Source organism: Pseudoduganella sp. UC29_71 (assembly GCF_042693265.1).
In the GTDB taxonomy this organism is placed as follows: domain Bacteria; phylum Pseudomonadota; class Gammaproteobacteria; order Burkholderiales; family Burkholderiaceae_D; genus Rugamonas.
Genome location: NZ_CP170549.1, coordinates 2,166,690 through 2,179,808 on the forward strand (window position 1 = coordinate 2,166,690; position 13,119 = coordinate 2,179,808).

At 63.8% G+C, this 13,119-nt stretch carries 9 protein-coding genes and 1 pseudogene; 4 read left to right on the top strand and 6 right to left on the bottom strand.

Annotation, left to right across the window (positions count from 1 at the left end; genetic code table 11):
• The first annotated feature begins 55 nt into the window (after positions 1-55).
• Together ACFJI2_RS09505 and glpD are read left to right on the top strand one after the other, a co-directional pair.
• Positions 56-982, top strand: coding sequence for a LysR substrate-binding domain-containing protein (locus tag ACFJI2_RS09505; RefSeq protein ID WP_377704779.1), 927 nt, complete (start codon positions 56-58; stop codon positions 980-982).
• A 67-nt stretch (positions 983-1,049) separates the two neighbouring features.
• Positions 1,050-2,593, top strand: a pseudogene (gene glpD / locus ACFJI2_RS09510) (glycerol-3-phosphate dehydrogenase).
• 90 nt (positions 2,594-2,683) lie between these two features.
• On the opposite strand, the gene ACFJI2_RS09515 reads toward glpD, so the two are convergent.
• Positions 2,684-4,189, bottom strand: a complete 1,506-nt coding sequence (locus tag ACFJI2_RS09515; protein ID WP_377704780.1) for a peptide MFS transporter — start codon at positions 4,187-4,189, stop codon at positions 2,684-2,686.
• Between the two features lie 299 nt (positions 4,190-4,488).
• On the opposite strand from ACFJI2_RS09515, the gene ppnN reads away from it, so the two are divergent.
• Positions 4,489-5,859, top strand: coding sequence for a nucleotide 5'-monophosphate nucleosidase PpnN (gene ppnN / locus ACFJI2_RS09520; RefSeq protein ID WP_377704781.1), 1,371 nt, complete (start codon positions 4,489-4,491; stop codon positions 5,857-5,859).
• Between the two features lie 4 nt (positions 5,860-5,863).
• Here ppnN and ACFJI2_RS09525 read toward each other — a convergent pair whose 3' ends face one another.
• The 5 genes from ACFJI2_RS09525 to ACFJI2_RS09545 all read right to left on the bottom strand — a co-directional run bounded on the left by ACFJI2_RS09525 (position 5,864) and on the right by ACFJI2_RS09545 (position 10,952).
• On the bottom strand, positions 5,864-6,373 hold the full coding sequence (locus ACFJI2_RS09525; RefSeq protein WP_377704782.1) for a hypothetical protein: 510 nt from the start codon (positions 6,371-6,373) through the stop codon (positions 5,864-5,866).
• 148 nt (positions 6,374-6,521) lie between these two features.
• Complete coding sequence (gene lysS, locus ACFJI2_RS09530) at positions 6,522-8,054, bottom strand: lysine--tRNA ligase (protein WP_377704783.1); 1,533 nt, start codon at positions 8,052-8,054, stop codon at positions 6,522-6,524.
• Between the two features lie 16 nt (positions 8,055-8,070).
• Positions 8,071-8,754 (bottom strand): HAD family hydrolase, encoded by a 684-nt coding sequence (locus tag ACFJI2_RS09535; protein ID WP_377704784.1) that lies wholly within the window; start codon positions 8,752-8,754, stop codon positions 8,071-8,073.
• Positions 8,754-9,858 (bottom strand): peptide chain release factor 2 gene (gene prfB / locus ACFJI2_RS09540; protein WP_132375535.1). Its coding sequence is split into 2 segments (ribosomal slippage): positions 8,754-9,776 and positions 9,778-9,858, totalling 1,104 coding nucleotides; the frame shifts between segments, so codons are not numbered across the junction. Before prfB ends, ACFJI2_RS09535 begins: the two co-directional genes overlap by 1 nt.
• Before the next feature lie 134 nt (positions 9,859-9,992).
• Positions 9,993-10,952: a hypothetical protein gene (locus ACFJI2_RS09545; RefSeq protein ID WP_025595515.1), complete on the bottom strand. Its 960-nt coding sequence runs from the start codon at positions 10,950-10,952 to the stop codon at positions 9,993-9,995.
• Between the two features lie 110 nt (positions 10,953-11,062).
• Here ACFJI2_RS09545 and ACFJI2_RS09550 point away from each other — a divergent pair, with 110 nt between their 5' ends.
• Positions 11,063-13,114, top strand: coding sequence for a bifunctional 2',3'-cyclic-nucleotide 2'-phosphodiesterase/3'-nucleotidase (locus ACFJI2_RS09550; RefSeq protein ID WP_377704785.1), 2,052 nt, complete (start codon positions 11,063-11,065; stop codon positions 13,112-13,114).
• Positions 13,115-13,119: the final 5 nt, after the last annotated feature.

A 13,119-nucleotide genomic window follows, 5' to 3' on the forward strand; every position in this document is an offset into this window, starting at 1 on the left:
TCAAACGAGAAAATTGCCAGTCTGAGAACAAGTTAAACTAATTCATGGAGCATGCATGGCCAAGCCGCTGCGCAACCTGTCGGGGCTGATCGACCTGGAATCGGCCGCCCGCTGGGGCAGTTTCAAGCTCGCCGCCGAGGAGCTGCACAAGACCCCGGCCGCCGTCAGCCAGCAGATCAAGAACCTGGAGGAGGAGCTGGGCTTTGCGCTGTTCCTGCGCCATCCGCGCCATGTCGCGCTGACCGAGAAGGGCCGCGACTTCTCCGCCACCGTGGCGCGCGTGCTGGGCGAACTGCGCACCAAGGCGGCGGCGCTGCAGAAGAGCGGCGAGGAGTGCGTGCTGCGCATCTCCAGCACCCATTCGTTCGCGCTGAAGTGGCTGGCGCCGCGCCTGACGCACTTCACGCGCCTGCACCCGGACCTCGACATCCGCCTGAACGCCAACGACCGCAACGTAAGCCTGGAGGACGACAGCGTGGACGTGGCCATCCGCTACGGCAGCTACGAAGCGGGCGACCCCACCATCCTGTTCGACGAGCGGCTGGTGGCGGTGTACAGCCCGGAACTGCTGCCGCCCGGCCGCAGCGCCTTCACGCTGGAAGACCTGCGCACCCTGCCGCTGCTGGACGAGGGCAGCAATGTGCACTGGGACCGCTACGTGGCCGCCAACGGCCTGCCGCGCGGCGGCTACCACGTCTCGCGCGGCTACAGCCACTGGGGCGTGCTGGCGCAGGCGGCCGTGGCCGGGCAGGGCGTGGCGCTGGCCGCGTTCAGCATCGTCTACGAGGACTTGCGCAAGGGCGACCTGCGCATGATTGCCGGGCGGTCCATTTCCTACCACTCGGGCTACCGCTTCCTGGTCAACATCAACAAGGAGCGCCTGCCGAAGATCGAGCGCTTCCGCGCCTGGCTGGTGGACGAGATGGCGGAAATGCAGCGCGCGCTGACGGCCTGCTCGCACGCGGGCGGCGAGGCTGTGTAACAGGGGTTGCCTGATTCTTCATAAATGGCGTATCTTTATCCTACGGCAACATATCGGGTGACTGGGAATGACGGCTGCAGGGTACGACATCGAGTGCGATCTGCTGGTGGTGGGAGGTGGCATCAACGGCGCCGGGATAGCGCGCGACGCGGCCGGGCGCGGCCTGTGCGTGGTGCTGTGCGAGAAGGACGACCTGGCCTCGCATACCTCGTCCGCGTCCACCAAGCTGATACACGGCGGCCTGCGCTACCTCGAATATTATGAATTCTCGCTGGTGCGCAAGGCGCTGATCGAGCGCGAAGTGCTGCTGCGCGCGGCGCCCCACATCATGCGCCCGCTGCGCTTCGTGATGCCGCACGCGCCCGGCCAGCGGCCCGCGCTGCTGATACGCGCCGGCCTGTTGCTGTACGACTTCCTCGCCAAGCGCGAGCTGCTGCCCGGTTCCAGCGGCGTGAACCTGCGCTGCCACGTGGCGGGCCGGCCGCTCAAGCCCGGGTTCACGCAGGGCTTTATCTATTCGGACGGCTGGGTGGACGACGCCCGCCTGGTGGTTCTGAATGCCATGGACGCCTGCATGCACGGCGCCGCCATCAAGACCCGCACTGCCTGCACCGCCTTGCGGCGCGAGGCCGACGGCTGGTATGCCACCCTGCGCGGCGCGGACGGCAAGGACACCGTGGTGCGCGCGCGCGCAGCGTGGCCAACGCAGCCGGGCCGTGGACGGCCAGCCTGCTGGGCCAGGCGCTGCCGCAGCGGCGCAGCGGGCACCTGCGGCTGATCAAGGGCAGCCACATCGTGGTCAAGCGCATCTTCGAGCATGACCATGCCTACATCTTCCAGAACCGCGACGGCCGCATCGTGTTCGCCATCCCGTATGAGCAGGACTACACGCTGATCGGCACTACCGACCTGGATTACAAGGGCGATCCGAACCAGGTGGCCATCGATGCGGAAGAGGTGTCCTATCTGTGCGAACTGGTGAGCCAGTATTTCAAGGAGCCGGTACGGCCGCAGGACGTGGTGTGGACCTACGCGGGCGTGCGCCCGCTGGTGGAGGACGAAGCGCAGGACGCCAAGGCCGTCACGCGCGACTACCGGCTGGCGCTGGACGACGGCGACGGCCAGGCGCCGCTGCTCAGCGTCTTCGGCGGCAAGATCACTACCTACCGCAAGCTGGCCGAGGAGGCGGTGGACATGCTGTGCAAGCACCTGGGCAACCGCAAACCGGGATGGACGGCAAAAGCCTGCCTGCCGGGCGGCGACCTGTATGGCGACACCCCGCAAAACTGCGCCGTATTGCGCTACGACGAATGGCGCGACAAGCTGCTGCAGCAGTACCATTGGCTGCCGCGCGCGCTGGTGGCGCGCTACGCGCGGGCCTACGGCACGCGCACCCATACGCTGCTGGCGGGACGCGTGAAACCGGAGGACATGGGCGCCGAACTGGCGCCGGGCCTGTACGCGGCCGAGGTGGACTACCTGCGCCGTTACGAATGGGCCACCACGGCCGACGACATCCTGTGGCGTCGCTCCAAGCTCGGCCTGCACGTGCCGCCCGGCGCCGGCGCCCGCCTGGCCGAATGGCTGGCCGCGCATCCCCTGCAGGCATAGGCGGGTTAGCGCGCAGCGCGTAACCCGCCGCCACGCGGCGCAAACAAAAAACGGCAGCCTAAGCTGCCGTTTTACATGGAGCGCTGACGCTTACTTCACGCCGTGCATCAGTTTCTGGATCAGCGGCGCCACCAGGAACAGCAGCACGCCGCCTGCCATCAGTATCCAGAAGCCCTGGGTGTAGGCCGACAGGGCGGTGGTCACCGACATGCCGCTTTCGCCCGACGCGTGCGAGGCGAAGATGCCGGACAGGTTGTTGCCGATGCCGGTGGACAGGAACCAGCCGCCCATGCCCAGGCCGACCAGGCGGGTAGGGGCCAGCTTGGTGACCATGGACAGGCCGATAGGCGACAGGCACAGCTCGCCGACCGACTGGATCACGTACACCATGAACAGGGTCCAGAACGGGATCTTGCTGTCGGCGCCGACCAGCGAGGACAGCGCGAACCACAGCAGGCCGAAGGCGGCGGCGTTGAACAGGATGCCCAGGCCGAACTTGCGCGGGATGGACGGGTTGGCGTTCTTCTTGGCCAGCAGCACCCACGCGGTGGCCACGATGGGCGCGCATACGATGATGGCGATCGAGTTCACGGTCTGGAACCAGGCGGTCGGGAAGGTCCAGCCGCCGAAGTCGCGGCGCACGATGTTATCGGCCAGGAAGGTGAAGGAGCTGCCCGCCTGTTCGAAGAACATCCAGAACATGATGTTGAAGGTGAAGATCACCATCATGGCGATGACCTTGTCGCGCGCCACGGCGCCGTTGCGGAAGCCTTCGATCAGCAGCATGGCCGCCAGGATCAGGAACAGTACGGTCAGCACCAGTTGCAGCTTGTTGGCGCCCACGGCCAGCAGCAGGTAGACCACCGGGATCACGGCCAGCGCGCCCAGCACCACATAGATTACGCGGTTCATGCTCATGGCGGCAGGGTCCGGCGCGCCGATGCCTTTCAGCTGCGCGCGGCCGATGAAGAACCACACCAGGCTGATGATCATGCCCACGCCGGCGGCCATGAACACCACCTTGTATGACGGCATGCCGTCCACGCCGAACACCTGCTCGGCCAGCACCTGGGTCAGCACGGGAGCGATCAGCGCGCCGGTGTTGATGCCCATGTAGAAGATGGTGAAGCCGGAATCGCGGCGCGGATCGGCCACGCTGTACAGCTTGCCCACCATGGTGGAGATGTTCGGTTTGAACAGGCCGTTACCAACGATGATGGTGGCCAGGCCGATCTTGAAGATGGTGTCGTCCGGGATGGCGATGGCGAACAGGCCGGCGGCCATGAACACGGCGCCCACCAGGATGGAGCGCTGGTAGCCGAGCACGCGGTCGGCCACGTAGCCGCCGAACAGGGCCGCCGCGTACACCAGGGCCAGGTAGGAGCCGTAAGTGAGGTTGGCGCTGGCCTGGCCAGCCGCGTCGCCGCCGAAGAACTGCGCGACGATGTAGAGCACTAACGCCCAACGGATGCCGTAGAACGCAAAGCGCTCCCAGAACTCGGTCATGAATAGCATCCACAGCGGGGCCGGGTGGCCCAGGATCTGTTTGAACTCCGGGATTTTGACTTCCGGGCTTTGCGTAGTTGCACCGCTCACGGCTTCTCCTGATAAATTTTCTGATTAGATAAAAAAATATGGGACCGGACTAAGCAAGCGCGCTTGTAGCGTGGTTGCCGGTGGTCCGTATCCCAACAGGGCGCCATTTTAATCTACCGCGCACTTATGTCCAGCAATTAGCTTGCTGCGCCGCAGCATTGTGGATAAAATTGCAACGACATGGGCGTGGCTGATAGCCGTTCCCTATCAAACTCCGGCCCCAAACCGGCGGAGTTGTCGTATATTGGTGTCGCAGGCTCAAGAGTTGTCGTATGGATCTGAATAAGGAATTACGCATCATGGAACATGACGTTGTCGATACCCTGATTTCCCCGGAAGGCATGCTGGAGGTGCTCTCCAAGGCGGAAGTAATAAAGTTGCTCGACTCCGGCAAGGGCGGGCTGTACAACATCTTCCGCAACTGCGCCCTGGCGGTGCTGAACTGCGGTAGCACTATCGACGATGGAAAGGAACTGTTGGAGCGCTTCAAGTCGTTCGACATCAACATCATGCAGCGCGAGCGCGGCATCAAGCTCGATATCAAGGGCGCGCCGGCCATCGCTTTCGTGGACGGCAAGATGATCAAGGGCATCCACGAGCACCTGTTCGCGGTGCTGCGCGATATCGTTTTTGTCAGCAATGAAGTGACGGACAATCCCAAGTTCGACCTGAGCCGCACGGACGGCATCACCGACGCGGTGTTCCACATCCTGCGCAACGCCAACGTGCTCAAGCCGCACCTGAACCCGAACATGGTGGTGTGCTGGGGCGGCCACTCGATCAACCGCGCCGAATACAATTATTCGAAGGAAGTGGGCTACCAGATGGGCTTGCGCGGCCTGGACATCTGCACCGGCTGCGGCCCGGGCGCGATGAAGGGGCCGATGAAGGGCGCCACCATCGGCCACGCCAAGCAGCGCACCCACCAGGGGCGCTACCTGGGCATTTCGGAGCCGGGCATTATCGCGGCCGAGTCGCCCAATCCCATCGTGAACGACCTGGTGATCATGCCGGACATCGAGAAGCGCCTGGAGGCGTTCGTGCGCACCGGCCACGGCATCGTGGTGTTCCCGGGCGGGGCCGGTACGGCGGAGGAGATCCTGTACATCCTCGGCATCTTGCTGCACCCGGAAAATGCGGACATCCCGTTCCCGCTGGTGTTCACCGGTCCGGAAACGTCGCGCGAGTACTTCGTGCAGATCAACCAGTTCATCGCCGACACGCTGGGTCCCGAGGCGCAGAAGCGCTACAAGATCATCGTGGACGATCCGGAACTGGTGGCGCGCGAAATGCAGGCCGGAATCAAGGAAGTGCGCGAGTTCCGCAAGGCGCGCAGCGACGCCTATTACTTCAACTGGGCGCTGCGGATAGACCACGAGTTCCAGAAGCCGTTCGCGCCCACGCACGAGAACATGCGCAACCTGAGCCTGCACAAGAACCAGGCCACGCACCTGCTGGCGGCCAATCTGCGGCGGGCGTTTTCGGGCGTGGTGGCGGGCAACGTGAAAGACGAGGGCATCCGCGCGATCGAGAAATACGGCCACTTCGAAATCCACGGCGACCCGTCCATCATGGGGCCGATGGACGCGCTGCTGGCGTCCTTCGTGGCGCAAAGCCGCATGAAGCTGGCGGGCAAGGCCTACACGCCGTGCTACCGCATCGTGCAGTAACCCTTTAGTGCCGGGCCGCGCGCCGGTTTTGCCGGCGCGCGCGCTCGGCCTTTTCCTCCGTAAAGCGCGCCTCCAGGCTGGCTTCAAGGCGCGCGAAATCCTCGCGCTGCTTCAGCATCATGCGGTTGAATTGCGCATCCTGCTCCAGCATGCGCTGGCCCAGGCTGGTGTACATTTGTCCCAGTTCCTCGCCTTTGCCGAACGCGCTCAGCAAGCCGGTGTACACAGTGGCATTGATGGCACCCACGCCGAGAATGATGGTCAGCGTCGAGGTGATGGCGGTGATGATCATCGCCTTGTACAGGGAAGCGAATTTCGCATTGAATTCAGCCCGCATTTCCGCCAGGTGCTTATCCAGGACGGCTCGAAGCTCGGCGAAACGCACCTCCGCTTGGGCCTGGCGGGCATCCGCCTCGGCGCAGCGGGCGTCCATGCGGGCGTAGAAGACCTCGGCGGACATGCGAACATTGTCCAGCTTGGCATCGACTTCTTCTCTGGTGGGCGGCCCGTTCATCTCTTGATGCTGCGCCGGTGGGCGTCGGGCGTCAAGCGAACCGGAGCACCTGCTGAGGCAGCGCAAGCGGGCGTAAAAAAGCCGCCGGGCTTGCTAGCCGGGCGGCTTCTTGTGTGCGTCGGGAGATCAGTCTTCGATCAGCCTTCGATCAGTCTTCCTTGCGCAGGTGCGGGAACAGCAGCACGTCGCGGATGTTCGGCGAGTCGGTGATGATCATCATCAGGCGGTCGATGCCGATGCCGCAGCCGCCGGCCGGCGGCATGCCGTACTCCAGAGCGCGGATGTAGTCCGCGTCGTAGAACATGGCTTCGTCGTCGCCCGCTTCCTTGGCCGCAACCTGCGCCAGGAAACGCGCCGACTGGTCTTCCGCATCGTTCAGCTCCGAGAAGCCGTTGGCGATCTCGCGGCCCACCATGAACAGCTCGAAGCGCTCGGTGATGCCTTCGCGCGTGTCCGATGCGCGCGCCAGCGGCGACACTTCAACCGGGTAGTCGATGATGTAGGTCGGCTCCCACAGCTGCGCTTCGGCGGTCTCTTCGAACAGCGCCAGCTGCAGCGCGCCCAGGCCCGAGTGCGCATGCGGCTTCACGCCGAACTTCTTCAGTTCCGCCGTGATGAATTCAGCGTCGTTCAGCTGCGCGTCGGTGTAGCCCGGCGCGTACTTGTTGATCGCTTCCACGATGGTCAGGCGGTGGAAAGGCTTGGCCAGGTCCAGCTCGCGGCCGCCGTAGGTCAGGGTGGCGGTGCCGTGCGCCTCGATGGCGGCCTGGCGGATCACCGCTTCGGTGAAGTCCATCAGCCACTTGTAGTCGGTGTAGGCCGCGTAGAACTCCATCATCGTGAATTCAGGGTTGTGACGGATCGACACGCCTTCGTTGCGGAAGTTGCGGTTGATCTCGAACACGCGGTCGAAACCGCCCACCACCAGGCGCTTCAGGTACAGCTCGGGCGCGATGCGCAGGAACATCTGCATGTCCAGCGCGTTGTGGTGGGTGATGAAGGGCTTGGCCGCCGCACCGCCTGGAATGGTGTGCAGCATCGGCGTTTCCACTTCCATGAAGTCGTTCTTCTCCATGAAGCGGCGGATCGAGGACATGGCGGCGGTGCGGGCCTTGAAGGTGCGGCGCGTCTCTTCGCTCATGATCAGGTCCACGTAGCGCTGGCGGTACTTGGTTTCCTGGTCGGCCAGGCCGTGGAACTTGTCCGGCAGCGGGCGCAGCGACTTGGTGATCAGGCGCAGCTCGGTGACCTTGATGGTCAGCTCGTCGGTCTTGGTCTTGAACAGCGTGCCGGTCACGCCCAGGATGTCGCCCAGGTCGTAGTGGTGCAGGGCGGCCATGGCGGCTTCGCCGGTCAGGTCCAGCGTCGCGTAGATCTGGATACGGCCGTCGGCCTTCACGCCGGAGGCATCCTGCAGCGTGGCGAAGGCGGCCTTCTTGCCGGCTTCGCGCTTGAGCATCATGCGGCCGGCCAGCACCACTTCCACCGGATTGGCTTCCAGCTCTTCGCGGGTCTTCTCGCCGTACTGGATGTGCAGGTCGGCAGCCTTGTGCTGTGGCTTGAAGTCGTTCGGGAAGGCGACGCCCTGTTCGCGGATGGCGGCCAGCTTGGCACGGCGCTCGGCGATGATTTTGTTCTCGTCTTGCGGGGCCGCTGCTTGTTCTTGGATATCCGTAGTCATGATTTTATTTGATAGATTAATTAATTTCGGCTGCAAACAGTTCGGCGATATTCAGTTCGCTGAAATCGCGCGCCACGCAGATCACGTTGTCGAATTCGGCGAAGGCTTCCGCCGGCAAGGTGGTGGTCAGCACCACCGCGCGCATGCCGGCGCGGCGCGCCGCTTCCACGCCCAGCGGTGCGTCCTCGAACACGATGCAGTGCTCGGGCGCCACGCCGCAGCGCTCTGCGGCCAGCAGGAACACGTCCGGATTCGGTTTGCCGCGCGCCACATCGGCCGCGCCCACCACCGCCTTGAAGTGCTTGCGCAGATCCAGGCCGTCCAGCGTGAAGACGATGTTGTCGTTCGGGGCGGCGGTGGCTACGGCCAGCGCCACGCCGTCCGCCTTCGCGCTGGCGATCAGCTGGTCGAAGCCGGGCACCGTTTCCAGGTGCGGGCCGTACAGCTCGCGGTACAGCGCTTCCTTCTCCGCGTCCAGCTCGGCGCTGCTTTCCTTGGTGATGTGCTCGCCCAGGTAGGTGCGCATGATTTCATGGCCCTGGCGGCCCGCCGTGGCGCGGAAGAACTCGTCCGCGTCCAGCGCATGGCCGCGCCGCTCGAAAAAGGCCAGCCACGACTTGGTGTGGAAGGCCATGTTGTCGACGATAGTGCCGTCCATGTCGAAGATGAACGCGCGAGGTGCTGGTGCCGCTTGAGTCATTAGACGCCTTGCTTGAGGGATGCGGAGATGAACTCGTCCAGGTCGCCGTCCAGCACGCCCTTGGTGTTGCCCGTCTCGAAGCCGGTGCGCAAATCCTTGATGCGCGACTGATCCAGCACGTAGGAGCGGATCTGGTGGCCCCAGCCCACGTCGGTCTTGGAGTCTTCCAGCTTCTGCTGCTCGCTCATGCGCTTGCGCAGCTCCAGCTCGTACAGCTTGGCCTTCAGCATGTCCATCGCCTCGGCCTTGTTGCGGTGCTGCGAGCGGTCGTTCTGGCACTGGACAACGATGCCGGACGGGCCGTGCGTCAGGCGCACTGCGGAGTCGGTCTTGTTGATGTGCTGGCCGCCGGCGCCGGACGCGCGGTAGGTATCGATGCGCAGGTCGGCCGGATTGATTTCGATGTCGATCGAATCATCCACTTCGGGGTACACGAACAGCGACGTGAACGAGGTATGGCGGCCGTTGGCCGAGTCGAACGGGGACTTGCGCACCAGGCGGTGCACGCCGGTTTCGGTGCGCAGGTAGCCGTAGGCGTGGTCGCCCTCGACCTTCAGGGTGGCGGTCTTGATGCCGGCCACCTCGCCGTCGGACTGTTCCATGATCTCGACCTTGAAGCCCTTGCGCTCGCAATAGCGCAGGTACTGGCGCAGCAACATGGAGGCCCAGTCCTGGGCTTCGGTGCCGCCGGCGCCGGCCTGGATGTCGATGAAGCAGTTGTTCGGGTCCATCGGATTGTTGAACATCCGGCGGAACTCCATGCCTTCGATAACGGTCTTGATCTCTTCGGTATCGGCGATCACCGCTTCCAGCGTGTCGTCGTCGCCTTCTTCCTTGGCCATGGCGAACAGGTCGGCCATGTCCTTCAGGTCGGCGTCGGCCTTGGTCAGCGTGTGGACGATAGCTTCCAATGCCTTCTTTTCGCGGCCCAGGTCCTGGGCGCGTTTCGGGTCATTCCAGACGGTGGGGTCTTCCAGTTCTTCGTTTACTTGCTCGAGTTTCTCTGACTTGACAGTGAAGTCAAAGATACCTCCGAAGTTCGGCTTCGCGGGTCGTCAGATCGGCGAGCAGGGCGGAGAGGGCGTTGATGCGTTCGGCTTCCATGATCTTGGTCTTCTAGTGGTGTAATCAAACCTTGGATTATACCCTAGAGGAGGCCTTGCCGGGGCACGCTGACGCAGCGCGGGCGCGCTGCTCAGATTGTTTCTTTGGTACCTTTTTTCATGGCTGGCTCCTGACTAATTTTTCACCACAATCAGTGTATACCCCTGGCCCGGCAAAAGCAAATGGCCCGGTTTGGCCAGTACCCAGCGCAGATAGCCTTCGCCGTCCGGCACGGGTATGGGGTCGTCTTTCTCTATGCCATTGCTGAGAAAGCGTATTTTATACGGCGCGGTTATCTTGGTGCGCACCGCAACCGGCCCTTTGATGAAGCGGCTGATGGTGGCGGAAAAGAACGGTTCGGCATGCAGGTCCTGGATTGTCTTGAATGTGCGTTCAAAACGGACCGCCCCCTTGCCGGGAGCAACGTGCTCGCGCAGATTCAATTCAAGCATAAACTTGCGCGCCGCCTTGCCTTCCTCCGCGGCGGGCTTGGGCTGCTCCAGATTCACGGGCGTATTGTCTATCATGAGCGAAATGAGCGTGGTGGCCGAATCCGACTCGATATTCTGCTTGAATATCGGGTTTTCGCGGCGCGGTGAAATCACGAGGTCCGCTTTCAGGGTATTAAAAACGGTGCCCTTGCCATTGGCGTCCACGGTAATGTTGTAGCTGATTTCGAAATCCGAGAAATGGTAGTCCAGGCTGTCGTCGAAAAAGCGCGCCATGATGGCGTCGGCCGCTTTTTCATAATTAACAGGCAATAGTCCGCGCAGGATGGAGTTGGTCATCAGCAGCCAGCGCTCCGAGAGGATCTTATTGTCGGTAATCTTGGCCGGATCGTAAAAGGCAGTGAGGATCTGCTTTTGAAACAGGGCAGAGAATTGCGCCGATTTCAGCAGGCAGCTGAATACGCCGCCGCTGAATATGGCCAGGCCCAAATCCTTGAGGCGCAGCGCCCAGTCGTCCGACAAATAGGCGCTTTTGCTCACGCCGGCCAGATAAAGCAGCAGCCCGGCCGCGAGCAGGGTGAGCGCTGGATTATTGCTGATCGGCTCGACGATGGCGTGTTTCAGCCAGAGCTTGATGCTTTCCATAGCTGTTACCTTTCAGGCGGACAACGCGGAGATTGTCATTATTATAAGCCAAGCTTGCGCCTGCGGCACGGCGGCGTATGATGGCGCATTTCCAATTCATTCGTCGTGCTATGCGCTTGCGTTCCCCGATCTGGCTGGCTTTGGCTTTGGCTTTGGCCGGCTGCAGTACCATTCCTCCCGCCGCCCCGGACGGCGCGCGCGCCACGCTGGCGCTGCTGGAGACCTCGGACCTGCACGCCAATGTGCTGAGCTATGACTACTACAAGCTGGCGCCGGACGCGTCGCTGGGCCTTGAGCGCACGGCCACGCTGATCCGCCAGGCGCGTGCGGAGTTCCCGAACACGCTGCTGCTCGATAACGGCGATACCATCCAGGGCACCGCGCTGGCCGACTACCAGGCGCTGGCGGCGCCGCTGCGCTGCGACCAGACGCTGGCGATCTACAAGGCCATGAACAAGCTGGGCGTGGAGGGCGGCGGCCTGGGCAACCACGATTTCAACTACGGGTTGCCCTACCTGAGCCAGGTGACCGGGGCGCGCTTCGACGTGGAAGGCGTGGACCCGGCCGCGCCGCGCTGCGCCGGCGCGTCGTTCCCGCTGGTGCTGGCCAATATCTATAGCGCGAAGACGAAGCAGCCGCTGTTCAAGCCGTTCACCATACTGGACAAGCGCATCAGCGCCACGGGCGCGGACGGCAAGCCCTTGCAGGCCACGCTGAAGGTCGGCATTATCGGCTTCACGCCGCCGGGCATCCTGGGCTGGGACAAGCGCTGGCTGGAGGGCCGCGTGTATGCGGAAGGCGTGCGCGAAGCGGCGCAGAAGTACCTGCCGCAGATGCGCGCGCAGGGCGCCGACATTGTGGTGGCAATCCTGCACGGAGGCCTGGATGGGGCGCCGTACACGCCGCAGATGGAGAACGCCGGCCTGTACCTGGCCGAAGTGCCGGGCATCGACGCGCTGCTGCTGGGGCATGCGCACGAAGCGTTTCCAAACGCGGCCAGCACGTCGGCACCGTTCAATCTGCCCGGCGTGGACAAGGTGAAAGGCACCGTGCACGGCGTGCCCACCGTGATGGCCAGCCTGTGGGGCAAACACCTGGGCGTGATCGGCCTGCGCCTCAAGCGCGAGGGCCAGCGCTGGGTGGTGGACAAGGCGCAGACGAGGGTGGAGGCGCGCAGCACGTTGCTGCCAGCCGAGGTGGCCACGGCGGCCGCAGCGGCCGGTGTCGCGGGCGCAAAGCGCTACGTGGAGGCCGACCCGGGTATCGCCGCGCTGGTGGCTGCGGAGCACGCGTCCACCATCCGCTATGTGCAGACGCCCCTGGGCACTACCGACTTCCCCATGACCTCCTATTTCGCCGACGTGGGCGACGTTAGCGCCGTACAGGCCGTGAACGAGGCGCAGGCCGCCTACCTGGCGGACTATGTGCGCGCCAATCTGCCGCAGTACGCGCAGCTGCCGGTACTGTCGGTGTCCGCGCCGTTCAAATCCGGTGCCGCCGGTCCGGGCGATTACACGGACGTAAAACTGGGCCCCATCGCGCTGAACAACGCGGCGGACCTGTACCTGTACCCGAACACCTTGTCCGGCGTGAAGGTGAATGGCGCGGGCCTGAAAGCCTGGCTGGAGAAAGCCGCCAGCCGCTTCAATACCATCGACCCGGCAAAGACCGTACCGCAGGAGCTGGTCAACGCCAACTTTGCAGGCTACAACTTCGACATGCTGACCAGCCCCGACGTGAGCTACCGCATCGACGTGACGCAGCCGCAGGGCAGCCGCATCCAGGGCTTGAGCTACAAGGGCAAGGAGGTGCAGGACACGCAGGAATTCCTGGTGGCGACCAATAACTATCGCGCCTCCGGCGGCGGCGCCTTCCCCGGCGTGGACGGCAGCAGCACCGTCTTCGCGTCGCCGGACGCCAACCGTGATGTGCTGATCGCCTACATCCAGCGCACCAAGGCGCTGAAGCGGGCCAGCAACGGTGCGGCCCGCAGCTGGCGCTTTGCAAGCGTGAAGACGCAAGGCCCGGTCGTATTCCATTCAGCGCCCGGCAAGCTCGATCTGGCGCGTGCGGCAGGCCTGGACAATGTCACCCAGCTGCAGGCCGACGACGGCGCCGGCAAAGGGCTGGCGCTGTATGGCATAGACTTGTCCAGGCCATAGACGAC

Excerpts from the sequence above, each read along its gene's own strand:
- ACFJI2_RS09505 (WP_377704779.1), top strand. The coding sequence starts at position 56 with ATGGCCAAGCCGCTGCGCAACCTGTCGGGGCTGATCGACCTGGAATCG.
- ppnN (WP_377704781.1), top strand. The coding sequence starts at position 4,489 with ATGGAACATGACGTTGTCGATACCCTGATTTCCCCGGAAGGCATGCTG.
- ACFJI2_RS09525 (WP_377704782.1), bottom strand. The coding sequence starts at position 6,373 with ATGAACGGGCCGCCCACCAGAGAAGAAGTCGATGCCAAGCTGGACAAT.
- lysS (WP_377704783.1), bottom strand. The coding sequence starts at position 8,054 with ATGACTACGGATATCCAAGAACAAGCAGCGGCCCCGCAAGACGAGAAC.
- ACFJI2_RS09535 (WP_377704784.1), bottom strand. The coding sequence starts at position 8,754 with ATGACTCAAGCGGCACCAGCACCTCGCGCGTTCATCTTCGACATGGAC.
- ACFJI2_RS09545 (WP_025595515.1), bottom strand. The coding sequence starts at position 10,952 with ATGGAAAGCATCAAGCTCTGGCTGAAACACGCCATCGTCGAGCCGATC.
- ACFJI2_RS09550 (WP_377704785.1), top strand. The coding sequence starts at position 11,063 with ATGCGCTTGCGTTCCCCGATCTGGCTGGCTTTGGCTTTGGCTTTGGCC.